29 protein-coding genes are annotated in these 25,168 nt (G+C 55.3%); 16 read left to right on the forward strand and 13 right to left on the reverse strand.

Going from position 1 to position 25,168, the window contains the following annotated elements; translation table 11 throughout:
• The first annotated feature begins 141 nt into the window (after positions 1-141).
• Positions 142-789: a DUF4167 domain-containing protein gene (locus RYZ27_RS13165; RefSeq protein ID WP_406679983.1), complete on the forward strand. Its 648-nt coding sequence runs from the start codon at positions 142-144 to the stop codon at positions 787-789.
• A gap of 2 nt (positions 790-791) precedes the next feature.
• On the opposite strand, the gene RYZ27_RS13170 is transcribed toward RYZ27_RS13165, so the two are convergent.
• Positions 792-1,535, reverse strand: a complete 744-nt coding sequence (locus RYZ27_RS13170; RefSeq protein ID WP_406679984.1) for an RNA methyltransferase — start codon at positions 1,533-1,535, stop codon at positions 792-794.
• Positions 1,536-1,657: 122 nt separating this feature from the next.
• On the opposite strand from RYZ27_RS13170, the gene RYZ27_RS13175 reads away from it, so the two are divergent.
• The 3 genes from RYZ27_RS13175 to RYZ27_RS13185 all read left to right on the forward strand — a co-directional run bounded on the left by RYZ27_RS13175 (position 1,658) and on the right by RYZ27_RS13185 (position 3,876).
• Positions 1,658-2,878 carry an NADP-dependent isocitrate dehydrogenase gene (locus tag RYZ27_RS13175; RefSeq protein WP_406679985.1) on the forward strand — a complete coding sequence of 407 codons (1,221 nt, stop codon included), beginning with the start codon at positions 1,658-1,660 and terminating at the stop codon, positions 2,876-2,878.
• Entirely contained in the window at positions 2,878-3,417 is a 540-nt protein-coding gene (locus tag RYZ27_RS13180) for an N-acetyltransferase family protein (protein ID WP_406679986.1), read from the forward strand. The genes RYZ27_RS13175 and RYZ27_RS13180 overlap by 1 nt, the downstream gene beginning before the upstream one ends.
• 84 nt (positions 3,418-3,501) lie before the next feature.
• Positions 3,502-3,876, forward strand: coding sequence for a hypothetical protein (locus RYZ27_RS13185; protein WP_406679987.1), 375 nt, complete (start codon positions 3,502-3,504; stop codon positions 3,874-3,876).
• A 4-nt stretch (positions 3,877-3,880) separates the two neighbouring features.
• On the opposite strand, the gene RYZ27_RS13190 is transcribed toward RYZ27_RS13185, so the two are convergent.
• The 3 genes from RYZ27_RS13190 to purC form a co-directional block, all read right to left on the reverse strand.
• The gene (locus RYZ27_RS13190) at positions 3,881-4,225 is read right to left on the reverse strand and encodes a hypothetical protein (RefSeq protein ID WP_406679988.1); all 345 of its coding nucleotides are present in this window, start codon (positions 4,223-4,225) and stop codon (positions 3,881-3,883) included.
• 81 nt (positions 4,226-4,306) lie between these two features.
• The gene (gene purS, locus RYZ27_RS13195) at positions 4,307-4,549 is read right to left on the reverse strand and encodes a phosphoribosylformylglycinamidine synthase subunit PurS (RefSeq protein WP_406679989.1); all 243 of its coding nucleotides are present in this window, start codon (positions 4,547-4,549) and stop codon (positions 4,307-4,309) included.
• Positions 4,546-5,316: a phosphoribosylaminoimidazolesuccinocarboxamide synthase gene (gene purC, locus RYZ27_RS13200; protein ID WP_406679990.1), complete on the reverse strand. Its 771-nt coding sequence runs from the start codon at positions 5,314-5,316 to the stop codon at positions 4,546-4,548. The genes purS and purC overlap by 4 nt, the downstream gene beginning before the upstream one ends.
• A 140-nt stretch (positions 5,317-5,456) precedes the next feature.
• On the opposite strand from purC, the gene RYZ27_RS13205 reads away from it, so the two are divergent.
• The 3 genes from RYZ27_RS13205 to RYZ27_RS13215 all read left to right on the forward strand — a co-directional run bounded on the left by RYZ27_RS13205 (position 5,457) and on the right by RYZ27_RS13215 (position 6,714).
• Positions 5,457-5,783: a DUF1476 domain-containing protein gene (locus tag RYZ27_RS13205; RefSeq protein WP_406679991.1), complete on the forward strand. Its 327-nt coding sequence runs from the start codon at positions 5,457-5,459 to the stop codon at positions 5,781-5,783.
• Between the two features lie 66 nt (positions 5,784-5,849).
• A complete protein-coding gene (grxD, locus tag RYZ27_RS13210; protein WP_406679992.1) occupies positions 5,850-6,185 on the forward strand; it encodes a Grx4 family monothiol glutaredoxin in 336 nt (111 codons plus the stop codon).
• A gap of 4 nt (positions 6,186-6,189) precedes the next feature.
• On the forward strand, positions 6,190-6,714 hold the full coding sequence (locus RYZ27_RS13215) for a DUF3916 domain-containing protein (protein ID WP_406679993.1): 525 nt from the start codon (positions 6,190-6,192) through the stop codon (positions 6,712-6,714).
• 9 nt (positions 6,715-6,723) lie between these two features.
• On the opposite strand, the gene RYZ27_RS13220 is transcribed toward RYZ27_RS13215, so the two are convergent.
• The gene (locus RYZ27_RS13220) at positions 6,724-6,984 is read right to left on the reverse strand and encodes a hypothetical protein (protein ID WP_406679994.1); all 261 of its coding nucleotides are present in this window, start codon (positions 6,982-6,984) and stop codon (positions 6,724-6,726) included.
• Positions 6,985-7,158: 174 nt separating this feature from the next.
• Between RYZ27_RS13220 and rimO the strand changes: the two genes are divergently transcribed.
• On the forward strand, positions 7,159-8,511 hold the full coding sequence (gene rimO, locus RYZ27_RS13225) for a 30S ribosomal protein S12 methylthiotransferase RimO (protein WP_406679995.1): 1,353 nt from the start codon (positions 7,159-7,161) through the stop codon (positions 8,509-8,511).
• Between the two features lie 114 nt (positions 8,512-8,625).
• Complete coding sequence (locus RYZ27_RS13230) at positions 8,626-9,654, forward strand: chromophore lyase CpcT/CpeT (protein ID WP_406679996.1); 1,029 nt, start codon at positions 8,626-8,628, stop codon at positions 9,652-9,654.
• Here the strand turns inward: RYZ27_RS13230 and RYZ27_RS13235 are convergent.
• Positions 9,651-10,022 carry a nuclear transport factor 2 family protein gene (locus RYZ27_RS13235; protein ID WP_406679997.1) on the reverse strand — a complete coding sequence of 124 codons (372 nt, stop codon included), beginning with the start codon at positions 10,020-10,022 and terminating at the stop codon, positions 9,651-9,653. The two genes, RYZ27_RS13230 and RYZ27_RS13235, sit on opposite strands and share 4 nt — an antisense overlap.
• A gap of 111 nt (positions 10,023-10,133) precedes the next feature.
• Between RYZ27_RS13235 and RYZ27_RS13240 the strand changes: the two genes are divergently transcribed.
• On the forward strand, positions 10,134-11,156 hold the full coding sequence (locus RYZ27_RS13240) for an aspartate-semialdehyde dehydrogenase (protein WP_406679998.1): 1,023 nt from the start codon (positions 10,134-10,136) through the stop codon (positions 11,154-11,156).
• Between the two features lie 31 nt (positions 11,157-11,187).
• On the opposite strand, the gene RYZ27_RS13245 is transcribed toward RYZ27_RS13240, so the two are convergent.
• Together RYZ27_RS13245 and mutL are read right to left on the reverse strand one after the other, a co-directional pair.
• Positions 11,188-12,291 (reverse strand): hypothetical protein, encoded by a 1,104-nt coding sequence (locus RYZ27_RS13245; protein ID WP_406679999.1) that lies wholly within the window; start codon positions 12,289-12,291, stop codon positions 11,188-11,190.
• 155 nt (positions 12,292-12,446) lie between these two features.
• Complete coding sequence (gene mutL, locus RYZ27_RS13250; RefSeq protein ID WP_406680000.1) at positions 12,447-14,342, reverse strand: DNA mismatch repair endonuclease MutL; 1,896 nt, start codon at positions 14,340-14,342, stop codon at positions 12,447-12,449.
• Between the two features lie 114 nt (positions 14,343-14,456).
• On the opposite strand from mutL, the gene dnaJ reads away from it, so the two are divergent.
• The gene (gene dnaJ, locus RYZ27_RS13255; RefSeq protein ID WP_406680001.1) at positions 14,457-15,620 is read left to right on the forward strand and encodes a molecular chaperone DnaJ; all 1,164 of its coding nucleotides are present in this window, start codon (positions 14,457-14,459) and stop codon (positions 15,618-15,620) included.
• Between the two features lie 18 nt (positions 15,621-15,638).
• Positions 15,639-16,193 (forward strand): CDP-diacylglycerol--glycerol-3-phosphate 3-phosphatidyltransferase, encoded by a 555-nt coding sequence (gene pgsA / locus RYZ27_RS13260; protein ID WP_406680002.1) that lies wholly within the window; start codon positions 15,639-15,641, stop codon positions 16,191-16,193.
• Between the two features lie 328 nt (positions 16,194-16,521).
• On the opposite strand, the gene RYZ27_RS13265 is transcribed toward pgsA, so the two are convergent.
• Positions 16,522-16,980 (reverse strand): NUDIX domain-containing protein, encoded by a 459-nt coding sequence (locus RYZ27_RS13265; RefSeq protein ID WP_406680003.1) that lies wholly within the window; start codon positions 16,978-16,980, stop codon positions 16,522-16,524.
• 171 nt (positions 16,981-17,151) lie between these two features.
• Between RYZ27_RS13265 and RYZ27_RS13270 the strand changes: the two genes are divergently transcribed.
• From RYZ27_RS13270 to RYZ27_RS13280, 3 genes are read left to right on the forward strand one after another with little or no spacing between them, the layout of a single operon-like run.
• Positions 17,152-18,141, forward strand: coding sequence for a calcium/sodium antiporter (locus tag RYZ27_RS13270; RefSeq protein WP_406680004.1), 990 nt, complete (start codon positions 17,152-17,154; stop codon positions 18,139-18,141).
• On the forward strand, positions 18,138-18,911 hold the full coding sequence (locus tag RYZ27_RS13275; RefSeq protein ID WP_406680005.1) for an SDR family oxidoreductase: 774 nt from the start codon (positions 18,138-18,140) through the stop codon (positions 18,909-18,911). Before RYZ27_RS13270 ends, RYZ27_RS13275 begins: the two co-directional genes overlap by 4 nt.
• The gene (locus tag RYZ27_RS13280; RefSeq protein ID WP_406680006.1) at positions 18,911-19,936 is read left to right on the forward strand and encodes a threonine aldolase family protein; all 1,026 of its coding nucleotides are present in this window, start codon (positions 18,911-18,913) and stop codon (positions 19,934-19,936) included. The genes RYZ27_RS13275 and RYZ27_RS13280 overlap by 1 nt, the downstream gene beginning before the upstream one ends.
• Here the strand turns inward: RYZ27_RS13280 and RYZ27_RS13285 are convergent.
• From RYZ27_RS13285 to RYZ27_RS13300, 4 genes are all read right to left on the reverse strand, one after another.
• On the reverse strand, positions 19,919-20,542 hold the full coding sequence (locus tag RYZ27_RS13285) for a hypothetical protein (RefSeq protein WP_406680007.1): 624 nt from the start codon (positions 20,540-20,542) through the stop codon (positions 19,919-19,921). The two genes, RYZ27_RS13280 and RYZ27_RS13285, sit on opposite strands and share 18 nt — an antisense overlap.
• An 85-nt stretch (positions 20,543-20,627) precedes the next feature.
• Positions 20,628-22,229, reverse strand: a complete 1,602-nt coding sequence (locus RYZ27_RS13290) for a stimulus-sensing domain-containing protein (protein ID WP_406680008.1) — start codon at positions 22,227-22,229, stop codon at positions 20,628-20,630.
• 24 nt (positions 22,230-22,253) lie between these two features.
• A complete protein-coding gene (locus RYZ27_RS13295) occupies positions 22,254-22,718 on the reverse strand; it encodes a peptidylprolyl isomerase (RefSeq protein WP_406680009.1) in 465 nt (154 codons plus the stop codon).
• Between the two features lie 80 nt (positions 22,719-22,798).
• Positions 22,799-23,509, reverse strand: coding sequence for a polysaccharide biosynthesis/export family protein (locus RYZ27_RS13300; protein WP_406680010.1), 711 nt, complete (start codon positions 23,507-23,509; stop codon positions 22,799-22,801).
• 106 nt (positions 23,510-23,615) lie between these two features.
• Between RYZ27_RS13300 and RYZ27_RS13305 the strand changes: the two genes are divergently transcribed.
• A complete protein-coding gene (locus RYZ27_RS13305) occupies positions 23,616-25,130 on the forward strand; it encodes a GumC family protein (protein WP_406680011.1) in 1,515 nt (504 codons plus the stop codon).
• Positions 25,131-25,168: the final 38 nt, after the last annotated feature.

A 25,168-nucleotide genomic window follows, 5' to 3' on the forward strand; every position in this document is an offset into this window, starting at 1 on the left:
ACGCTAAGTATGCGTTCGAAGGCAAGCGACACGGGGCGTGTCCAGTCTTTATATCTGCGCGACAGCATCAGTTGAGCCAAGACAGCCATCGTGCGTGAACCGTCCGGCAAGCCGGGCCAATAAAGATCAGGAACTTTGCCAATGGCAATGCAGCGCAAGCGCCGTCGCCGCTCAGGCGGCAACAATAACGGAAATAACAACAACCCGAACCGTCACTTTGAAAGTAACGGGCCAGACGTGCGTATCCGTGGCTCTGCACAACAGATTCTCGACAAGTATATGCAGTATGCGCGCGACGCCCAAACTTCTGGCGACCGCGTTAAGGCCGAAGCGCTGTTCCAGCATGCCGAGCACTATGCGCGCATTGTTGCAGAGTTCGAAAAGATTAAAGAAAAAGAGCGCGCTGAGCGCGAGGAACGCGAAGCCCGCAAGGCTGAAGAACGCGCCCAACGTGAAGCGGAACGGGCTGCCGAGCGCGCCGCACGCGGCGAGACCGAGGCTGATACAGAAGAGCCTAGCGAAGCCCGCGATGAAGGTGATGCCGAGAGCGAGGGTGATGCCCCCCGCCGCAGCCGCCGTCGCAAACCACGTGAAGATGCTTCTGACGCTCTGAAAGTTATCGATGGTGAGGAAGCTGAAACAACATCAGAAGACGCGCCTGAGACTGAAGAAAAGCCGAAACGCCGCCGCAGCTATACTCGCAAGAAAGACCCTGTGGCCGAAGAAGACGGCGTCATGAAAACACTTGCACGGGGCGCGGAACCGGAAACCGTTTCCGAAACCGAGTAAGCCTAGTCGTCGCGTTTCACACGCGCCTGACCGCGCCCTAAAGCCAGCGCCTTGATCGCGCCGCGAAACGTGCGCACTTCCTGCATGGTCCAGTCACCCCGGATAAAACCATTGCGAATATTGGTTTTCATCAGAGGGGTTTTGTCCGGCGGATAGAAATAGCCCGCGCGTTCCAGCTCTTCCTCCAGATGCTCAAACATCCGGATCAGGTCTTCTCTGGGCGCAGGGGCTTCAACGCCTGTTTTCTCACCTTCCCAGCGGCCAATCGCGCCTTGGGCCGCCCCCCAGCCGGCACTGAAGACGCCAACGGCCTGCGCCAGATTGAGTGAGGCAAAGTCCGGATTGACCGGATAGGTCATGATCGCATCGGCGAGGCCTACCACATCACTTGGCAAACCATGGCTCTCTGCGCCAAACAAAATGCCTGCCTTATGCCCGCGTTGCATAATCCGCTCGACCCCGCCAGCGGCATCCACCACCAGCTTCTCCATACCCCGGGGGCGCGCCGTCGCCGCCAGCACTGTTCCAAGATCAGCAATCGCAGCCTCAGCCGTGTCAAACACCTCAACACTGACGCCAGCCTCAAATGCGCCAGCGGATAAAGGCTCAGCCGCCGCATTCGGCCAACCATCACGCGGCGCCACTAAGCGCAGTTCTGTCAGGCCAAAGTTCAACATGACCCGCGCAGTGGAACCAATGTTCTCACCGAGCTGAGGATGATGCAGGATTATTACAGGTATCGACATAGGTTTTGCTATTCAGCCACCGCCGCGCTGCGTCAACCTACTGAAGTCTGTTTTGACGCCGTGCCTACAACTGCTATAGGCAGCCCAGAAACCAGAAAGACAACTCCAAAAGGAACCCTCCCATGGCAAAGATCAAGGTCGAAAATCCAATCGTCGAAATGGATGGCGATGAAATGACCCGCATCATCTGGCAGATGATCAAAGACCAACTGATCCACCCTTACCTTGATGTGGACCTGAAATATTACGACCTCTCGATCCAAAGCCGTGACGAGACAGACGACCAGATCACCCACGATGCTGCGCATGCCACCAAAGAGCACGGCGTTGCGGTGAAATGTGCAACGATCACACCGGACGAGCAACGTGTTGAAGAGTTCGGCCTCAAGAAAATGTGGAAGTCACCAAACGGCACAATCCGCAACATCCTTGGCGGTGTTGTTTTCCGTGAGCCAATTGTGATCGACAATGTCCCACGTCTGGTCCCGGGCTGGACCCAGCCTGTTGTTGTTGGCCGCCACGCGTTTGGTGATCAGTATAAAGCCACAGATTTCCTCGTTCCCGGCGCTGGTAAGCTGACCATGAAGTGGGAAGCCGCTGATGGTTCTGACAGCCAGGAATATGAAGTTTACGACTTCCCAGAGGCTGGTATCGCCATGGGCATGTACAACCTCGACCAGTCTATCCGTGACTTTGCGCGTGCCAGCATGAACTATGGCCTCCAGCGCAAGTGGCCGGTTTACCTGTCGACCAAGAACACCATCATGAAAAAGTATGATGGCCGCTTCAAAGACATCTTCCAGGAAGTCTTCGACACTGAGTTTAAGGAAGCCTTCGCTGAGTTTGGTGGCACATATGAGCACCGCCTGATCGACGATATGGTTGCGGCAGCGATGAAATGGTCTGGCGGTTATGTCTGGGCCTGTAAGAACTATGATGGCGACGTACAGTCTGACACGGTTGCACAAGGCTATGGCTCTCTTGGCCTGATGACCTCTGTTCTGATGACCCCGGATGGCAAGACCGTCGAAGCCGAAGCCGCCCACGGTACCGTGACCCGTCACTACCGTAACCACCAGAAGGGTGAGGCGACCTCTACGAACTCGATCGCGTCGATCTTTGCCTGGACCCGTGGTCTGCAGCACCGTGGCCGCATGGACAACACACCAGAGGTTACAGCCTTCGCCCAGAAGCTTGAGGATACGGTCATCAAGACTGTTGAAGGCGGTCAGATGACGAAAGACCTCGCACTGCTGGTTGGCCCGGAGCAAGAGTGGTTGACCACTGAGGGCTTCCTAAACGCCGTAGGTGAAAACTTCGAAAAGGCGATGTCTGCAGGCTAATGCCCGCCGATAGTGCCAAGATTATTATACGCAAAGCGGCCCCGGGGGATGAATATGCCCTTGGGGCCGTTGGCATGGCGACCTTTCTTGAGAGCTTTATCGAGGATATTCCCGGCCCTGATCTGATTAAGCATTGCCATAATCAGCACAGTGTTGAGGCCTATCGCCAATTTCTCAACGCCTCTGATCCCCGCTATGCTTGCTGGCTGGCAGAACATCCTGAAACAGGTGCACCGGTTGGCTATGCCGTGACCTGCCCGCCTGACCTCCCCGTCGAAACCGAACCGAATGATATCGAACTGAAGCGAATTTACGTCTTCTCAAAGTATCATGGCAGCGGTGCCGGAAAGCAGCTCAATGACGCCGCAACAGCGCATGCAAAGGTCCTGAAAGCGCCGGCTTTCCTGCTCGGCACTTATGAAGAGAATGAGCGCGCCATCGCCTTCTACAAACGCGAAGGGTTTACCCAAGTCGGCACACGCCAGTTTCAGGTTGGCGACAAACTCTTCGACGACATTGTCATGGCCAAACCGCTTTAGAGCCATTCTGCCGCGCGTCTGCCTGCCACATACTGCAATTGAGATGCATGCGTCTTACTCCACCAAACTTTGGAGGAGGCAGTCATGAATATCTGGATTATCAGCGCCGCAGGGTTCAGCGCATTCACAACACTGGTGCACTTCTTTGCAGGCGGCGCGACTGTGGCAAGGCCATTACTGGACGCCAAAGACATCGATAAAGTTGCCAAACTGGTCAATTATTTCTGCTGGCATATCGCAACGCTGGTTCTTGCCGGAACCGCTCTTGGCTATGCCTATGTCGCGATGGCGCCTGAGCAGACTGTTTTGCTGCTCGCGCTTAGCGGGTTTAGCGGGGCGTGTTGCCTGCTCAATCTCGGCATTATCCTGCGTTACGGGATGAGCTTGATGGCGATGCCGCAATGGTTATTGCTTGGCGGGATGTCAGCGCTTGGTTTTGCAGGGCACGCAACGCTCTAAGCCACTAGTCTTCAATCACCTTGATCCAGGGCGTATTATTATAGCTGTCTGGGTCTGCTTCAGGTCCGAAGCAGATTTCCAGAAGAGGCGTCGCCTGATAGGCAGGTGGGGCACGGAAATGCCCTTCCCGGCCATCAATGATCAGATCGCAATTGCAATCGACGCCCTCTTCCTCAGCGCCATCGATGCTCTGCTTGATCAGCTTGCAGCCACGTTCTGCGCGCGTCGAGATTTCGGTGCGCATAGAATAGCCCGCCTCCTGCCACACGGTTGTGGCAGAACGGCAAACCTCTGCGCTTGCCGGAAAAGCCAACGCAAACAGGGCAAGGGGAAGAGCAATCTGTTTCATGCCACTCATTTAAGCACAAAACAGGCCAAGGGGGCGCCCTGACCTGTTATTTACGTAATTCAATCAGCCGGGAGCGCTGGATCAGCTTGAAAGCTCGATGCGGTAGCTTTCGATCACCGTGTTGGCGAGCAGCTTCTCACACATCTCTTTGACCCGTGCTTCAGCGTCCGCTTCGGCAACACCTTCAAGGTCCAGCTCGATAACCTTGCCAATGCGCGCGCCCTGAACCTCACCAAAGCCCATACGGCCGAGCGTATCCGCGACAGCCTTGCCCTGCGGGTCCAAGACCCCTGATTTCAACGCGACGTGGACGATGGCTTTCATTTCGGAGCTCCGTTGAAACTGACAATTTCAGCGCCTTGGGCTGATTCCTTGATAATGCCGAGACGCCGCGCAACTTCGGCATAAGCCTCGGTCACACCGCCAAGGTCACGGCGGAAGCGATCTTTATCCAGCTTCTCATTGGTTTCGAGATCCCAAAGGCGGCAACTGTCCGGGCTGATCTCATCAGCCAGAATGGTCCGCTGCACGTCATTCTCGAAGTGGCGACCAAACTCCAGCTTGAAATCAACCAGCTTGATGCCAACACCCGCGAACAGGCCGGACATGAAGTCATTCACGCGCAGGGACAGCGCGATCAGTTCATCCATCTCCTGCGGGCTCGCCCAGTTAAACGCAGCAATATGCTCTTCGGACACCAGTGGGTCGCCAAGCTCATCATTCTTCAGGCAAAACTCAACAATCGCACGTGGCAGCTGCGTACCTTCTTCAACACCCAGACGTTTTGACATGGTTCCGGCTGCGACATTTCGCACGATCACTTCGAGCGGGATGATCTCAACCTTCTTGATCAGCTGCTCACGCATGTTCAGGCGCTTGATGAAGTGATTGGGGATGCCGACCCCAGCAAGGCGCGTCATCATAAACTCACTGATGCGATTATTCAGAACGCCCTTTCCATCCAAAACCGCTTTCTTTTCAGCGTTAAAGGCGGTGGCATCGTCCTTGAAGTATTGCACAAGCGTGCCCGGCTCAGGCCCTTCATAAAGGATCTTGGCCTTGCCCTCATAAATCATGCGACGTCTGGTCATAGCGGCCCTTTCAGGTTGCGGGCGGAAACATCAAGCGCCTCCCATACGCTACTGTGTCGATTCAGGCAAAAGCCTTATTGCACCCAACCGCATCTACGGGATATATCACGCGATAAGACAGCCATTAGAAGGGTCCTCCCATGTCCTCATTTGACGATCGCGAACGCGCCGAAGAAGCCAAGTTTGCGATGGATGCCGCGACTGAATTCAAGGTCATGGCCCGCCGGAACAAACTGCTTGGCCTATGGGCCGCTGAGCTGATGAGCATTCAGGGCGATCAAGCCGAAGCCTATGCTAAAAGTGTTGTGATGTCCGACCTTGAAGAACCAGGTGACGAAGACGTTTTCCGCAAAGTGCGCGGCGATCTTGATGAAGCCAAAGTCGATGTTTCAGACCAGCGCCTGCGCGAGCATATGGCCGAACTGCTGCCTGTCGCACGCGATCAGGTGATGAAAGAAGCCGAATAGCGCTTGAAGGCGAGGCGTATCGCGCCAACATTGCAGTCAGATCAGACAAGCAAAGGAGCGCCACCGATGTCGGATGACGTTCAAAACTCTATTGGTGAAGCCGTAAAGGCGAACGATGTTCTTCTCTTCATGAAAGGGACGCCAACTTTCCCACAATGCGGGTTCAGTTCTGTCGTGGTGCAGGTGCTGGACTATCTCGGTGTTGAGTATCAGGCCGTGAATGTCCTGGACGACCAGCAGGTTCGCGAAGGCATCAAGGCCTTCTCAAACTGGCCAACCATTCCGCAGCTCTATGTCAAAGGCGAGTTTGTCGGCGGCTGTGACATCGTCAAAGAAATGTTTGAAAGCGGCGAACTGAAAGATTTTATGGCCGACAAAGGCATCGAGATGGAAGCCGCTTAACGCTATGCCGGGGCGGCGGCTGCACCTGAAAAGGGGGCGTGCCAGTCGTCGCAGCGTTGCAAGAGATCTTCGTTATCTGGATCTTTGGGCCGAGCGCCTTCGCCGAGCCGAAGTATTTTCGGACGATCGCTATTGGGATTTCAAACTTCCCATCAGTACGGCAACTGCCGAAGAAGCAAAACGCACCCCACGCGCTGAGCGTCGTATCCTTAAGGCACTTACTCGGGGTCTAGATGTTTTACGCGGGCGGGATGATTTGCGTGACATCCCGTACATTCGGTTTTCGATATTTGTCTGCCGTGAACCCTCGCATTTTGACAGCCGCATCACGCTTTACTTTGACCGCGATTACTATGCTTCAAAGTATGAGATCGGGTCTCCGCTGCCGGACTCCCAGAACCCGTTTACACAGCATAGTCTGCTAATACCGGAAGGGTTCATCATCAGCGGGACCCGGTTTTCCTATCACGATGACTGGGCAGGTATACCCATCACAGAAGAACACTGGATGTATGGCGACCCTGTTTAGTTGGTGGTCCTAAAGGCTGGCATACATTTCGAGTTTGCACGCGCCCGCCTCACCCGGCGTGCAATCCCCGATCGCCGCCAAGTAATGAGGCCCTAGTAAAAGCGCCAAAGCGACAATCAGCCCCCGCGCATAGCGTCGTCGTCGGCGATGAAACGGCATAGGCCGACACGCTTCCCACCCTTTGCGCCATTGGATCAGCACATAGACCATCAGGCATGCGCCAGAACCACTGATCACCCAAAGCAGCCAGATAGGAAATTCAAACGCCACGGTTCCGCCTTCTGATAACGAGCTTAACCATAACAAGTCTTGGTATGCCGACGGTTCAGAAAACGCGGAGAATTGGGCACGCGCATTTTACCTTCTGGTAAAAAGTCCGATCAGCACGCTTCATAAAGCCTCAGCAGGTTCCCAAAACAAGCACAACCGTATAACAGCCCGGCCATGACCCTTACGCTCGACCGCCAAGCCCCAATCAAACCCAACGCTATCCCGAAAGTCGGGATTGTCTCCCTCGGCTGCCCGAAAGCGCTCGTCGATAGCGAACGGATTGTTACGCGACTACGCGCTGAAGGCTATCAGATCAGCCCGGACTATTCGGGGGCTGATCTTGTTCTGGTCAATACGTGCGGTTTCCTCGATAGCGCCCGTGAAGAAAGCCTCGATGCGATTGGCGAGGCGATTGAAGCCAATGGCAAAGTGATCGTGACCGGGTGCCTTGGGGCCGAGCCCGAAGTGATTGAGCAAGCCCATCCCAAAGTGCTCGCCGTCACCGGGCCACAGCAATATGAGCAGGTGATGGATGCGGTACACCAGCACCTGACCCCGCCGCACGACCACAAGATTGACCTTGTCCCTGAGAGCGGCCTGCGGCTGACACCTCGCCACTATGCTTACCTGAAAATTTCCGAGGGCTGCAATAACCGCTGTAGCTTCTGTATTATTCCCAAGCTTCGCGGGGATCTGGTTTCGCGCCCGATCCACCATGTCCTGATTGAGGCCGAGCAACTAGTGCGCGCGGGCGTGAAAGAGCTTCTGGTGATCAGTCAGGATACCAGCGCTTATGGCCTCGATGTGAAGTATGAGAAACAGGTCTGGAAGGGCACTGAATACGACACGCGCTTCCTCGACCTAGCCAAGGGCCTCGGCACACTCGGCGTCTGGACACGGATGCACTATGTCTACCCCTACCCAAGCGTCGACAAGGTTATTCCACTGATGGGAGAAGGGTTGATCACGCCCTATCTCGACATCCCGTTCCAACATGCCAGTGCGAATGTCCTTAAGGCGATGAAACGCCCGGCAAAGCAGGATAAGGTTCTGGAGCGTATCCAGCAGTGGCGCCGCGATGTGCCCGATCTCGCCATCCGATCAACCTTCATTGTTGGCTTTCCGGGCGAGACAGAAGAAGATTTTGAAATCCTGCTCGATTTTATTCGGGAAGCGAAAATCGATCGCGCCGGCTGCTTTAAGTATGAGAATGTTGCCCATGCTGACAGCCGCGACCTGACCGGCCACCTGCCTGAAGAGGTTAAGGAAGAGCGCTGGCACCGCTTTATGCAGGTTCAGGCCGAAGTTTCAGCAGACCGCGCAGCCAGACAGGTTGGGACGACCCAGGACGTCATTATCGATGGGCCTTCTGATGAGGTCGGCGAGTACCTTGCCCGTTCAAAAGCCGATGCTCCGGAAATTGATGGCGTGGTTTACCTGAAATCAGACATGGCCCTGAAGCCCGGCGATATTGTCAGCGCTAAGATTACCGAAGCAGATGCCTATGACCTTTACGGGAAGACCTGAGACACGGTTCTGAGAAACAGAAAAACGGGTCTCAAGTTTTGGGAAGACATCTCAAAACTCAAATGATATATCTTTTGATTGCTGATACCGTACCAATCAAAGGGGTTCATCTGAATGAGAAAACTTATCGCCAAAGCCGCCATCGCCTGCGCCCTTTGTTTTGGTCCAGTGACCAGCTTGGCACCAACCGCAACCGCACAGACCGCACTTGAAAAAGACCTCGCTCTATTTCTGGACTGGTTTCCGGGGCGATTTGATAATTCCCTGCAAGTGTTCTGGGAGCCAAGCCTTGGTGTTGAGGAAGAAAACCGACACGAGCACATTCACTCCATCTTCAAGCCCGTCGACCTTCCGGCCTTTGGCGAGCATGTCTTCTATGTTGAGCAATATCTGAATGGTGACCCGAGCGATATTTATCGCCAGCGCATCTATGTCTTTTCTGCAGACGCCGAAGCTGACGCGATCCGCCTGCAAATTTACACCCCTAATGCCGTCGAGACCCTTGTTGGCGCGTATAAGGATGCAGCGCTCCTGAAAGACTTAACCCCGGAGGACGCGCGAACACGCGAAGGGTGTGATGTCTTCTGGAAACGGCAGGCCAACCAGTTCCTTGGCTATATGGAAGACGGAGCTTGCCGCTTCACCTCTCAACGATCAGGCAAGGAGATTATCATTCACGATGATCTCGTCCTGACCGAGAATGAAATCTGGATCGCTGACCGTGCTGAAACCATTGATGGCGAGTATGTCTTTGGCAATAAAGCAGGTGTCCCGCACAAGCTGCGTAAGGCTCGGCCTTTCACCTGCTGGACAGCCGTTCTGAGAGGGGCGGAGCATGGCGATTCTGGAGAAGGCCTGAAGGATTGGGACTTCCAGACAGGCGGCATGCTGCATGACCAGCAAGGCGACCTGATCATTGAAACGGATGAAACACCCTCACGCACTATTCGCTTGCGTCTACGCCGTGTGGAATGGCCAACCGGTTCAAACCGGCCATCACTGACCCTTTATATTCATGAAGGGGAGTCCGAACGCGCAACCTCATACACCTGGACTGAATATGATGCGGAACGAATTGGCATTAATCTGCGCTGGTTCCAGGCGAGTTGCTCGCATACCCCTGAAAGTATATTTGACTTCTAACTGTAATCAGCAATCCGGCTCAGCAGTCGTCCACGAAACTCAAAGAAGCTGGCGCCGCGAATTTTTATGCTTTCGCCAGCTTTTACACCATTAGGCAAATCGACGGCCGCTTTGCCTTCAAACTCAATCTCGGCCGCGGCTTTCCCGGTCCCAACAACAAGACTGACAAGTTTTTGACGCCGGTAGGAAAATGCGTTTCCGGATAGCTCGGCAACATTCCCCATTGCATCACGCCCCTCGAAGCGCATGGAATGCCCAGCATTCGATATATTCTCGAAAATTACATCCTCTGTCACGCAATCAAGCATGCCCTCAATATCCCGCTCATTATAGGATTGAATGTAACGATTGATGATATCTTCATACATGACCCAGTCTCCTCAAGCTAAGCTATGGTCTTATGCCTGCTTTTCCAAGCGGCTATTGCAAGCTTGGCGCAGCCATGACATGAGGCGCGCTGTTTAAACGGAGACAGGAAGATGACCCTGAGAGTTGCAGTTGTTGGTGCCACAGGAAATGTTGGACGTGAATTGTTCAATATTATGGATGAGCGCAACTTCCCGGCGACCAAGGTGCATGCTGTCGCCTCGCGCCGATCGCTGGGCAAGAAATGCTCTTACGGCGATAAAACGCTGCTGTGTGAAGACCTTGAGCAATTCGACTTTTCGCAAGTCGATCTGGTTCTGATGTCAGCAGGTGGCAGTGTTTCGAAAGAATGGTCCCCAAAGATTGCTGAAGCTGGCGCGATTGTTGTGGACAATTCCAGCGCCTGGCGCATGGACCCGGATGTGCCACTCATTGTTCCTGAAGTGAATGGCGAAGCAGTTCTGGGCTATGACAAGAAACGGATCATCGCCAATCCAAACTGTTCAACTGCGCAATTGGTTGTCGCCCTGAAGCCATTGCATCAGGCAGCAGGCATCAAGCGTGTCGTGGTCTCGACCTACCAATCGGTTTCCGGGGCCGGTAAAGCAGGCATGGACGAGCTCTGGGTGCAGACCAAAGGCATCTTCGTCAACGATCAGCCGACACCGACAGAGTTCTCTCACCAGATCGCCTTTAACGTCATCCCGCAAATCGATGTCGCGATGGATGACGGCTTCTACAAGGAAGAGTGGAAGATGCGTGTGGAGACCAAAAAAATCCTCGACCCAGAGATTGAGCTGGTGGCAACCTGCGTACGCGTGCCGGTCTTTGTCGGCCACTCAGAAGCGGTCAATGTAGAGCTTGAAGATCCACTGAGCGTTGAGCAGGCACAGGAGCTGTTCCGCGAAGCCGATGGCGTGGTTCTCATCGACAACCCTCAGGAAGACCAGTTTATCACACCTGTGGACTGTGTGGGTGAATGGGCAAGCTATGTCAGCCGCGTTCGCAAAGACCCAACGGTTGAGAATGGGCTCATCTTCTGGAACGTCTCAGACAATCTGCGCAAAGGGGCGGCGCTGAATGCCGTTCAGATTGGTGAAGAGCTGATCAAACGAGGCGTTCTGAGCGCCGGCTAAGGCTAAGGCAAGAAAAGCAGTCCGCCAACCACTAGAAGGTTGGCGGGTTTCCTGTTGCAGCCCATGGCAAGCCGACGGCGAGAATCACACTGATCACAAGACCGATAAAGGCCCGGAAAACGTCCGTTCCGACATCAAAGGCCGCCGCACCTTTAGTCCGCAGGTCCGTTACGAATGAAATCGCCAGCTCACGGCCAGACAGCAGGCCCAGGAAGACCCAGGTCGTACTCATCGGGACATCATTCATCTCTTTGAAATAATACAGGACGATCGCGTAAATCAGGTCAACAATCGTCGCTGAGCGCACATCTACCGTGTTGGTTTTACTGGTTACGATTTTCTGGATTTCACCGCCGCGGGTCTTGAAAATATACCCCATCATGGCGGCCATGATCACGGCCCCGAAAATAATCACACCTGGCTCAAACGCCATCTTGGTGACTTCGCCTGCCTCATTGAAAATCGGTTCACGCGGCAGGAAGACGAAGATATTGGCGAAGTCCTGTTGTAGCCAAGTGAACCAGAGGAAAGCTGTCGTCATCCATTGAAAAACGGTCCACATCGGATGGGCATCTTCATGGTGTTCGGTACGCCCGACCCAGGTTTCCCACATTTTTGAGATCAGGAGCCAGATCAAGGCGCCAGCAGAGAACGCGACCAGATAACCCATGAGGGATTTGATCAGCATCGATTGCATCTTGCCTTCGGTTGCCGCACCGCCGGTCAGGGCGAAAACCGTTAAAACAAGGAAGGTCGTGGAAACCGGTATCCCGAGACGGGTCAGGAAAAGTAGAACCAGCGGAGGCAAGGCATGCCACCACTGAATACCGCCCTCAGGATAGGGAATCCCATTCAGCTTGCCGTCAGCAACCCCGCCATCAAATCCACTAAAGAAATTCGCCAAGAAGGGGATGTTCTGTTCGGCGAAGAAGGCCGAGATTTGCAGACCAAACTGATTGGTCAGTAGCGCAGCCACCATGATCCCGGCAGCGAAAATCCACAAGATCCACCAAGGGCGATGCGAATTCGAAGCGAGGAAAGTTCCCAGCGTTTGAATGGAGTCATTGGCGATAACGGCATAAGCCGCAAACAGAAAACCAACAATTGCAAAGAGTTCCAGCCCGCCAATAGTCATCGTGTCTAAAGCCCTGAATGTCCTGCCGCCACAACAGCGGTCTAGACGGTGGCCTAGCGGATCAACGCAGGCGGATCAATGTTGAGGACAGGCCCAAACCGGCCACAACTGCAATTGTCACATTACTGTTTTACTATTGAGGCGATTGCCAGACTTTATCGACGCCCGAAAAGTCGCTCAATATCGGCGAGTTTCAGCTCCACATAAGTGGGGCGTCCGTGATTGCATTGACCACTATGCGGTGTGGCTTCCATTTGCCGGAGTAGAGCATTCATCTCCTGCGCATTCAGACGACGCCCCGCACGGACAGAGCCGCGACAGGCCATATTGCCCATCACCTCTTCAAATCGCTCTTTCAACGCCAGTCCCGCATCATATTCAGCGAAATCATCGGCTAGGTCCCGCACCAATCCTGCAACATCCATCTCTCCGAACAGAGCCGGGGTCGCCCGAACACAGACGGCCCCCTGCCCAAATGGTTCGATCTCCAGCCCTAGCTCCGCTAACTCTTCAGAGCGCTCCAGAATACGGCTCGCTTCCTCTTCGGTCAGGTCAACAACGTCAGGGATCAATAGGGCTTGGCGCTTCACCCCACCCTCGGCCATTTGCCGTTTCATATCCTCATAAACGAGACGCTCATGCGCAGCGTGCTGATCAACGATAACAATGCCGTCCTCGGTTTGGGCGACAATATAGGTTTCATGCAACTGAGCGCGAGCGACCCCTAAAGGGAAGTCCTGCGGGGCTTCAGCAACCACTTCAGTCTCAACCCGTGCAGACGGCGCACCATCCTGATAGGTGTGATCGCGTTCGCCAAATTGTGCTGTTCCTGCAGGCTGTGGCGCTGATCTCACATAATCAGATTGAACAGGCGCGCGCTGTCCTGTTGTCCCCGGCGCAGGGTCAGCCCATAAGCTGGAGGGACGAAAGACATCAGCCTGTACGGGTTCAGCTTGCGCTCTGCCCAAGGCATAGCCTGCAACTGTTGTGCTTGCCCGGTGCCCTGCCGCCGCCAGTGTATGGCGTAGCGAGCCAATGATCAGCCCCCGCACATTCTGGGCATCACGGAACCGAACCTCGGTTTTCGCCGGATGGACATTCACATCGACAAGTTCTGGATCAAGATCGACAAACAAAGCCGCCATCGGATGGCGGTCCCGTGCCAAAAAGTCCTGATAGGCGGCACGAATGACACCATTCAACATCCGATCCTTCACCGGGCGCCCGTTCACGAACAGATATTGCTGCTGGGCATTCCCGCGATTGAGGGTGGGCAGGCCCGCAAAGCCTGAGAGACGCACACCCTCGCGCTCAGCTTCGATTTCCAGAGCATTCTCGCGAAAATCCCGCCCCATAATTGCCCCCAGGCGCTCAAGGTGACCTTCAGGCGTATCGGGATGGGCCGCATAGCGGAATGTGCTGCGTCCATTGCTCTCCAGACTGAAAGCCACATCACAGCGCGCCATGGCCAGACGCTTTACGGCATCTGTCACCGCCATGGTTTCGGACCGTTCCGATTTCATGAATTTCAGGCGCGCAGGCGTTGCATGAAAGAGATCACGAACTTCAATACGCGTCCCCGACAGCCCAGCCCCGGTAAACGCCGCGGGCTTTGGCCCTTCAATTCGGCCAGCCTCAACAAAGACTTCTGCTGCGTCCTCGCCTGCGGCGCGGGAGCTAATGGTCATGCGGCTGACACTGCCAATCGAAGGCAAGGCTTCACCGCGAAACCCCATCGTGAAGATATTAAGCAGGTCGATCCGCCCATCCTCGCCCGGTTTCAGCTTTGAGGTGGCATGCCGCTGCAACGCCATAAGCATGTCGTCCCCTGACATGCCACAGCCATCATCTTCAACGATGATCCGCTTCAGACCGCCGCCCTCAATACTGATTGAGATAGATTTCGCACCAGCATCGAGCGCATTCTCAACCAATTCCTTGACCGCAGCAGCCGGGCGCTCAACCACTTCCCCAGCAGCAATACGGTTCACCGCATCAGGCGGGAGTTGGCGAATGATCGGCCGTGGCGAAAGGGGCACAGTGTCTGGCATAAAGCTTAATGTAGAGGCTGCATGTGATTCGCACCATGCCCAACCCCTTGCGCAAGGCAGCAGACCGCACCACTTTGCCGCAGGAGAGAAGTTTTAGCCGAATGTGAGCGAGCCATGAGCAAACGCGATTATTATGAAGTGCTCGGCGTCTCAAAAGACGTGGACGAGAAGGCCCTTAAAAGCGCCTATCGCAAGCTGGCCATGAAATACCACCCCGACCAGAACCCCGGTGATGAAGAAGCTGAGGTGAAATTTAAGGAGGTTGGGGAAGCTTACGCGATCCTGTCAGACGCCGAAAAGCGCGCGGCCTATGACCGATTTGGGCATGGTGCGTTTGAAAATGGTATGGGCGGCGGTGGTGGCAATCCATTCGGCCAGGGCGATCCGGGGGATATCTTCCAGGATATTTTCAGCCAGGTCTTTGGCGGCAGCAGCCCTTTCGGGGGCGGACGTCAACGCAATGGGCCAGCGCGTGGCAATGACCTGCGCTATGACATGGATATCACGCTGGAAGAAGCGTTCGCCGGCAAAGATGCCGAGATCAATGTGCCGACGGCAGCAACCTGCAGCAGTTGTAATGGCAACGGCGCAGAGCCTGGCACTGAGCCGGAAACCTGCCCAACCTGTGGCGGCGCAGGCCGCGTCCGCGCAAGTCAGGGCTTCTTCACGATGGAGCGCACCTGTCACCAGTGTCAGGGCCGCGGCCAGATTATTCCAAACCCTTGCAAAACCTGTCATGGCGCTGGCCAAGTTCAGGAAGACCGCAAGCTCTCGGTGAAAATCCCTGCAGGTGTCGAGACCGGTATGCGTATCCGCCTTTCTGGCGAAGGCGAAGCCGGGCGTATGGGCGGACCGAAAGGCGATCTCTATATTTTCGTCAGTGTCGACGAGCATGACATTTTCGAGCGCGACGGACCCAACCTTTACTGCCGCACACCCGTGCCGATGGTAACAGCGGCCCTTGGCGGCGAGGTTGAGGTGCCAACGATTGATGGTGGACGCGCCCGCGTTTCCATCCCCGAAGGCGCACAAACCGGACGCAAACTTCGCTTGCGCGGCAAAGGCATGCCGTCCTTGCGTGGATCAGGGCAAACGGGCGACCTCTATATTGAGATGTTTGTTGAAACCCCGCGCAACCTGTCCGCCCGCCAGCGTGAGCTTCTGAAAGAGTTCTGCGATTGTTCAGGCGCGAACTGTAATCCGGAAAGCGAAGGCTTCGTTGGTCGCGTCAAAAAATTCTGGGATGGCCTCGGAAACGAAGATACGGCGACTCACTAGGTTTTCAGGCAGACCGAGATGAGCTGGATATGGCTGCCCAATGCAATCACGCTCCTAAGGTGTGCACTCGCCTTCGTAACCGCCTGGGCGATTCTACACTCTAACGCCTGGATTGCACTCGGCCTGTTTGGCTTCACCGCCATAACGGACTTTCTTGATGGCTACCTGGCACGCCGCCTGAATGCCGTAAGTGCTTTCGGGGCTTTTCTTGACCCAATCGCCGACAAGCTATTGGTTGCGCTAAGCCTACTGGCCCTGTGCGCGAACCATGAATGGACTGCCATTCTGGTCATTCCTGCTTTCCTGATTATCGCGCGCGACCTTGGCATAACACTTCTGCGTCTACGCCCTTCTATCGAGCTGCCTGTATCGAGATTTGCAAAATGGAAAACAGCGGCTGAAATGGTCGGTATCTTTGTTCTGCTCGGCGCGCCCCTTCTTAGTGGCACTGCAAGAGCATTTTCTGAAATCACAGGGTTCGGCCTTGTAGGCTTTGCGGCGCTGCTATCCATCTGGACAGGCTTCCAGTATGTGCAGACTGCCGCGACGCCGAAGCAAAACGACCGCACCTGAAAGATACGGCCGTCCTGTTCCGGTCCAGCGCTCACCAAAGGGGGGAGGAGTAACGCTGTTAACCTGCTTGCATGTCCGGGTTAAAGGGGAACCCGGTACGTTTACGTGTACGCAATGGGTCTTAACGTGAATTGAAGGCGTGCGCCCAAATTTTGCCTTTCGGGTCAGAAAATTGCCCAGAATCGAACAAATGTGCCCCGTGATTTAGCGCGATGAGTGCAGCATGGCCCGTCTGCGCTCTTCTATCCGGCTTAACCCGGCTCCAATTATGGTTTCCGCAACCTGTCTTGTGGTGATCCCATTACTGGTTGCGCTGATCCTCCGTTGATCACCAAAGCGGCGGTAAAGTTAGGTCATTTGCCCACTCCCGAACACGCCTGCGTGTGCCTGCTGTGGTCCCTTCAGGCAGCGCTTCCGGGTTAAACCATCCCACCTCAGCAATCTCCCCTACACTGGTCGCTTCGCAAGCCTCCCAAATGGTCGGGGAAACGCGATAGAGCAAAACATGGTCATTCCGGAAATTTAGGTGATTAGAGAATATTCCGATGAGATCCGGCGCTTGCGTCAGGGCCACGCCAGCTTCCTCAACCAGTTCACGGCGCAATGCCTCTATCGCTGGCTCTCCGCGCTCAACACCGCCACCCGGCAGATACCAGCCGGGCGTATAGGTATGGCGGATCAACAGGACCTTACCTTGATCGTTAATCACCAGACCACGCACCCCCAGAGTCATTGGGCGAGCGACCCGGAACCACATCTGAAACAAACGTGTGCGTAGTTTGACCATGATTTGACCCTTTAAAGTGGCAAAAGCACTCGCCAAATGGTGCCGCACCGTATACATGCACTCAAAGTATAAACACGGGGTACAGCCATGTGGGCTCTTATTGCAATCGGTGTCACGTTCGCTCTTTTCGGTCTTCTGAACCTGCTTGAGTATCGTCGTCTCGACTAATCCATGGCTGAAGAGATCAGTCTTTACGCCATTACCCTTGGCGGTCTGATTCTACTCGCCCTCGCAAGTGACAGTCTTGTTCGAGGCGCCATGTCTTTTTCGCGGAGACTTGGTCTCTCGCCTCTCCTTGCCGGTATATTCGTCGTCGGCTTTGGCACATCTTTGCCAGAGCTGACGATTTCTGTGAGCGCCGCGCTTGAAGGGCAACCGGGCATTGCGCTTGGTAATCTCGTTGGCTCGAACATCGCCAATATCTGGCTGGTTCTGGCGCTTCCGGCATTGCTGTTTTCAATTTCAACCGGACATTTCGGGCAGCGCCGATCAATGCTGGTCCTGCTCGCGGCGACAGCAGCCTGGATCGGATTGGCAGCGTTTGATCAGTTCACTCCGCTCGCGGGAATGGTCTTGCTTGCCGTCTTCGTCCTCTACGCCATTACAGTGGCGTGGCAGACACATGGGGCCTACACGGCCGGGACGGATGTTGGCTTCACCCAACGCGAAAAGCAGCCCGATACGCTTTTCATGACCTTCGCGATGATTACCTGCGGCGTGATCGGGCTGCCGATTGCCGCCTACCTGATCGTTGATGGCGGGGTAGGGCTGGCTCGCGCCTATGATTTACCGGAAGAGTATATTGGCCTCACCCTGCTCGCAGTGGGGACGTCTTTACCTGAGCTTGGGGTCAGCTTGATTGCGGCCCTTCGGAGACAGGGCGATGTCGTGATCGGTAATGTGCTTGGCTCAAACCTCTTCAACCTGCTCGGGATTGGCGGTTTGATCGCTCTGTTTGGACAGCTCGATTTCGCCCCGGTCTTCAAGAATTATGATCACTGGATTCTTGGGGCGGCGACGCTCACTCTGGCTGTCTTTATCCTCCCGAAAGGGAAAGTCAGCCGCCTTGCAGGATTGGCTTTGCTTCTGGCCTATGCCGTCTATCTCTATGGACTGGTCAATGGCTGGAACATTCTGGCTCAAGTGAAAGCACTATCATGACACGCAAACCTCTAACCGAAGGCCCAAAACGCGCGCTGGTTACCGGCGCTGGAGCGCGCCTTGGCAAAGCGATGGCGGTTGCCCTTGGTGAAGACGGCTGGTCGGTTGCCATCCATTACCGTGGCTCACGACAAGGGGCGGAGGAAACCGCTGAGATCATTCGGGCCGCGGGTGGCAGGGCTGAACCCATTCAGGCTGATCTTGCGGTTGAGGAAGAAGCCACTACACTTGAACGCGCGGCCCATGAAGCGCTTGGTGGCCCGCTAACGCTGCTGGTCAACTCGGCCTCGACCTTTTTCGATGACAGCGCATTGGAGCACACGCGCGAGAACTGGGATCGCCACATGCTCCCCAATCTGCGCGCACCCATCGTGCTCGCCCAACATTTTGCCCGGGCCTTGCCAGAGGATTTGCGCGGCCTGATCGTCAATATGGTCGACATGCGCGTGCTAAAACTCAATCCGCAATTCTTCACCTATACCCTGTCCAAGGCCGCGCTGTGGACCGCGACCAAGACTATGGCCCAAAGCTTTGCCCCGAATATCCGCGTCAACGGGATCGGCCCCGGTCCGACCCTTGCCAATATCCACCAGAGGGATGGGGAGTTTGACGCCGAAGCCGCTGCAACCCTGACCGGCGAAGGCTCAAGCCCGGAAGAAATCGTCAAAACCCTGCGCTACCTGATCAGCGCCGAAAGCGTGACTGGCCAGCTCCTGTGTAGTGATGGCGGGCAGCATCTGGTCTGGCAAACCCCGGATGTGATGCTGTAATGGACTTTTCATCAGACACATCGGCCTCGGCTCATCCAGCCGTTCTTGAGGCACTCGCCAAAGCCAATACAGGTACCCAAAGCAGTTACGGGGCCGATGATGTTACCGAACGCGTGCGGGCTCTGCTCCTCGACACGCTGGAAACCGATGATTTTGAGTTCTGGATGTGCGCCAGTGGCACTGCCTCCAATGCTTTAGCCTTATCTGTCATGTGCTCGCCCACAGGGTCTATACTCTGTCACCGCGAAGCTCATATTGAGCGGGATGAACGCGGCGCCCCGGAATTTTTTACAGGTGGCGCAAAACTGCATCTGCTTGACGGCCCCTCGGCGCAGATAGACGAAACGGAGTTGCGCGAAGCTTTGGACGCGATTGATCGCAGTTTTGTGCACGAAACGCCGGCTGAAACGCTTTCGCTGACCAATCTGACCGAAAGCGGAACGGCCTACCCCGTCGACACGGTCACCCATTATGCTGCGCTCGCCAAAGCGGCCGGCTTGACCGTGCATCTTGATGGTGCGCGCCTCGCCAATGCCTTGATTTCGACGGGCAGCAGTGTTGCTGACATGACCTGGCGCGCTGGGGTCGATGTGCTGACCCTTGGCCTGACCAAAACCGGGGCGATTGGGTGCGAGCTGATTGTCCTGTTTGGGGATATGCGGGCCAAGTATCCAGAGCTGCTCGCCAGAGCGAAACGTTCAGGCCATATGCCTCCAAAGATGCGCTTCCTCGCCGCGCAGGCCGAAGCCATGCTGACCGATAATCTCTGGTTGTCTCTCGCAGCCCAGGCAAATGCGCGCGCCCGTGAGTTTGCCAATGCGATCTGTACTGTTCCGGGCGTGCGCCTGGCCCATAGTGTTGATGGGAATGAAGTCTTTGCTGTGTTGCCAGAAGGGCTGGCCGAGCACCTCCAGAAAGCCGGAGGCGTATTTTATCCGTGGATTGATGGCTCGCATCGTTTTGTCTGCAGCTGGGCAACAACCGAGCAAGAGATTGACGCGCTTCGCTCAGCCCTTGCTGGGTAGACCTGCGGCGAGCCACGTCTGGATTTGCCCCAAAAATCCATCGGCCTCAATCGGGGAGCTTTCTGCTCCACCCAGCAAATGCTGGTGCAGGGTCATCACGAGTATCGGGGAGAGCATCATGAAGGCTGCCGCCCGGCCAGCATTGCCTGTATAAGTCGCGCCACAGGTTGCCTCAAACTTCCTTTGTACCGCTTCAAGCGCTGGATCGAGTAGGGCCTTAAGGTAAGCTTGCCCAACCACTTCATCAGCCATCCCCTCAATCAAGCCAAAGGCATGGGCGCGCGCAAAGCCGCCATGAGTCAGGCCGGCTTGGGTGACCCGAAAATACTCTTCCACCGCCGTCGCTGAATCGACGGACGGCGCCGCAATGACATCCCACAGCGGAACGCCGCGATCATGAATATGGTTCAGAATCGCGATAACAACGCCGCGTCGGTCACTGAAATAATGCCGCAAGGTTGGCTCTGAGGCCCCTGCTGCAATGGCAAACTGGCGCAAGGATGGCCGCCGCAAGTCATCATTCAGGGCAAAGTCGGTCAGCTGGTCGAGCAGCGCCGATCGCTTCTTCTCAAAATCATGATTTCGCACACCCGCTGGTCTCGGCATAAACGCGCTCCGAGTTATTTATAATCGCTACTTCTGTTCACTATCGAAGAATGGTTGAGTATTGCAACAGGGCCGTGCTGTTTTATTATTGCGCTGGCAGCTCAACAATAAATCGCGCGCCTTGATCTGCGCGGTTTTCCGCCTGCACCGTGCCCATGTGGGTTGCAACGATTTGCGCGACAATTGAAAGACCCAGGCCAGAATTGTTACCAAAAGCCGCTCCGGCGGGGCGGTCCGTGTAGAAGCGATCAAAGATCTTTTCGAGCTTGTCTTCGGGAATACCCGGCCCTGTGTCTTCGACATTGATAAGTGCTGTCGTTTGGGGGCCTTTTCGGCCTTGTTTCAATGTTACAAGCACCTCACCCTGCTCAGGCGAGAAAGAGCGCGCATTGTCTATCAGGTTACGGAGCACCTGCCCCAAAGGCCCATCACGCCCGCGCACGGATAGCCCGGCATCCATGGTCTCATCAATGAACCGGACCGTAACCCCGCGCTGATGATCCAATCCATCATAGGTCGCCACGACATCCCGCACGAACCGACCGATATCGAGTGTCTCAGTCGGCACGCGAGTCATCTCGGCCTCCAAGCGCGAGGCATTGGAAATATCGGTTATGAGGCGATCGAGACGCTGCACATCCTGAGCAATCACATTCCGCAGCTTCTCCCGTGCAATCGGATCATCCTGCACCAGTTCTGCTGTCTCAACGGCAGAGCGAATCGATGTCAGCGGGTTCTTCAACTCATGCGCGACATCGGCAGCAAACGCCTCATTGGCTTGAATCCGTTCAAACAAGGCGCTCGTCATCGCCTCGACAGATCGGGCCAGCCCACCAATCTCATCATGACGTTTGGTGATGTTTGGCTCATCGAAATCCTGCGCCGATCCGCTACGAATAGCATCGGCGACACTGGCCAATCGTCTCAGAGGTCTCGCAATCCCAAGGGTCAGCAAGGCGGATGTAACCAACGCCACCAGAACAGCCACGGCAATAAAAGGAATAAGTGCGGCCCGCTCTGCGCGAATGATCGCATCAATATCATTGGATTCAAGCGTGAACACACCAACGACGGCAGAGACACGCTGGATTGGTACTGATACAGAAATGATACGCTGCCCACGATCATTGAAGCGCTGACTGGCAGCATCCTTACCTAAAAGGGCCTCTGTATACTCTTCCTCAAAAGTCTGAGTGCGCACCGATTCACCGCCGCGATCGGGCATAATCGCCTCAAACGTATCAACCGCCCATTCTGATAAGCTTCGAGACATACGCGAAACACTGCCTGGCTCTTGTATCGGAGGCAGGTTTGAAACGATCACCCGATCAGACAGCACATAGGAATCACCCAGCAAGGTCTGGTCGGTTGTATAGATCTTACCACGCATCGTGATCGGAAGCGAAAGAGAGGCCAACGTATCGCGCGCCAGCGTGTTATCGAGGCTTGGCTGTGGCTCCCCATAGGTGGCCGCATCCGCGATCAGATTGGACAGGAGTTGGGCCTGTCCAACCAGATCCTGCTTCTTCGAAACAACGAAACTGGCCCGCATCTCATTCAGCACCATCGCCCCGATGATGAGTATGATTAGGCCAGCAAGGTTGGAGGCGAAAATCAGGCGAGCAATACGCGAACCAAACAGGCCATTCCCTGTCTTTTGCGTTCTGCCAACTTTTGCCTTCGCCATCCTTAAGTCCTTTACAGGGAGCCGCTAGACGTCAGCAGCCACCTTCATGCTGGTGATCTGGTCAGGATTGCGCGGTGGCTCACCCTTGGCAAGCTGATCGACAACATCCATGCCTTCGGTGACCTTGCCCCAAACCGTATATTGGTTGTCGAGGAAGCGTGCGTCTTCAAAGCAAATGAAGAACTGGCTGTTGGCACTATGCGGCTGGTTTGTACGGGCCATAGAACAGATGCCGCGCACGTGCGGCTCAGCATTAAACTCAGCTTCCAGATCAGGCTTGGACGACCCGCCCATGCCAGTCCCATCTGGGCAGCCGGTTTGCGCCATGAAGCCATCGATTACGCGGTGAAAGATGATGCCATCGTAAAAGCCTTCACGGGCCAGCTCCTTGATCCGGGCGACATGACCGGGCGCGAGATCAGGGCGCATTTCGATGGTCACCTGACCTTTGCTGGTGTCGAGGATGAGAGTGTTTTCAGCGTCAGCCATGTCGGCTCCTTTGACAGGTTCAATGTTGGCCACAGGAATAGGCGTTCAACCGTGTCAGGAAAAGGGCGGGTCTGCGCTGTTTAGCGATTATTATTGCCCGAAACGTCGTAGAAGAATGAGAAATCAATCGGCAATGCGTTACGGATATACTGCCGAACGAACAAGTTTTGGTCGGCAATCGGCGATCGCGGAATGTAGAGCACATCAAATCTGCGCATCGGCGTCCATTCTGCAAGACGCGGATCAAGAATCCCGGACTTAATGTCAAATACAGCCGATTTAACCTCGCCACCCGGCATCCGGCGCATCAACACAACTTGTCTCGCACGCGCCTCGGTTGTCAGGCCACCAGCCATAATTATGGCCTGCAAAGGATCAATCATACCCGGCAGTTGGAACATGCCCGGATTGGCCACTTCACCGCCAACAAAGATTTGTTGAGACGGTGTCGCCGTTAGCAGCACATCAAGGTCAGGGTCTTTAAGCTCTGAGCCGAGTGCAACATTCAGGGCAACGCGGACATTCTCTACAGTTCTTCCACTCGCACCAATTGGCCCGGTATAGGGCATACGAAATCGGCCATCTGGCCCAATTGTCACGGTTCTACTTAATTCTGGTGCGGTATGTACGATCACTTCCAGCTCGTCACCCGGCGCCAGAAGATACTGCGCATCATAACCATCAAAATGGTCCCAATCGACCGCTGGAAACACGCGCGACTGAACAGGCTCGGAGCTTTGACAGGCTGCCACGAAAAATATGGTCACAAGAAACAGAGCAAAACGAGACATGGCCAAGGCTTCCGGGCTGATAACCACCGTCAAACTCTGGTGATATGCTTAAGGAAGTATCAAGCCCCTTATGGGAATTAGGAATATTCACTGTGCGGGAGCCGCAATGTCAGACACAGGTGACTGGGGGCCCAGCGGGGTCATTCAGGCCGAACCGGGTTACGGTCCGGTCAGACCACGCATGTCCTTTGTTGATCTTGTCCTGCAGCTCTGGCGAGCCAAGTGGCTCATGATCTTGGTTTTTCTGCCAATTTTTATTCTGGGTATTCTCGCTGCTTTGCAAATGCCAAAGACGTTTGAATCAAGCTCACGCCTGCTGATCCGCGCTGGTGTCGAGACATCCGCTGTAACCGTTGGTATCGATGCCCCCCGCCAAGGAGCCCCGGATGTTGAGCAGGTGGTTCAGGCCGAGCTTGAAATCCTGCGTAGCCCAGTCGTCGCTGAACGCACACTCGCACGGTTCCCGCTTGAGCGGATTTATCCAAAACTGGCAGAGGCACGGCAAAAAGCGCTCTCCGGAGACCCTTCAGCTGATCCCGAAGCCATTGAGTTTGAAATCTTCCAGCAAACTATGGAAGCTTTCGCGAAGAGTTTCAGGGCAGGCGCACCGCCCAAAAACCCGGTGATCGGTGTATCCTTCAAACATAAAGACCCTGAGACCGCAGCAGAAATCCTCAACGCCGCTATGGGTGCCTACCTTGATTACCGTGCAGAGCTGTTCAGTTCACGCCCAGTGGATCAGTTAACTGCGCAGCGACGCCGCTTTGAACTGGACCTCATCGAGGCTGAGGACGCGATCCGGGAATTCCTGCGCTCTAACCGTATTGAGGACTTTGGCAGCGAACGCTCAACTGCGCAGGGGCTGTACACGATCCTGTCCGGCGAGTTATCGACCATCAAATCCCGCGCAAGCGCCGTAGATGGCCAGTTGCGCCGAACCAGAACGCAGCTCGCTGCGACATCCCCAGATCAAGACATCTTCATAGAAGACTCCTCAGAACAAACCCTCCTGAACCTGCGCCTTGAGCGTGAAGATCTGCTTGCGCGCTACACCCCTGAAAGCCGAGCGGTTCAGGCCATCGACAAGCGGATTGCAGAAGTCGAAGCCTTTCTAGCGGAAAAGGCAGGGCTGCAAGGCACAGTCCGCCGTGGCCCCAACCCAACCTATCAGGCGCTGGAAACCAGTTTGAACAGCCTGGAAGGAGAAGCTGAAGCCTTACTCGATCAAAAAGCAGAAGTCGAACGCCAGCTTGGCCGGGTTGAAGCCAATCTGAAACGGTTCACCCAGCTCGAGCCTAAGTGGAATGATCTGCAACGAAAGCGTCAATCACTGGAGGATAATGTCCGCCTGCTGACCCGCGCCGAGCAGGAAGAAGGGACAATCAAGGGTATTACCGAGGACGGGACCGATAGTGTGAGCATCCTTGAACCAGCCCAGGTGCCACTGCGTGGCTCAAGCCTGCGATTCCCTGTTGCTGTCCTTGCGCTTCTATTTGCCGGTTTCACAGCGCTTATGGTTGGCCTGCTGCGCGCCTTAACGCGGGAAGGGTTTTCAACCCCAAGCTCTCTTCAGCGCACAACCGGTTTACCTGTTATCGGTGCAATTGGTCGCCGGGCGTAAAAGCTTTGCGTTAACCAAACTGGTTTAGCCCTAAACCG

Origin of the sequence: Hyphomonas sp. FCG-A18, from assembly GCF_045287255.1 — a bacterium.
GTDB lineage: Bacteria > Pseudomonadota > Alphaproteobacteria > Caulobacterales > Hyphomonadaceae > Henriciella.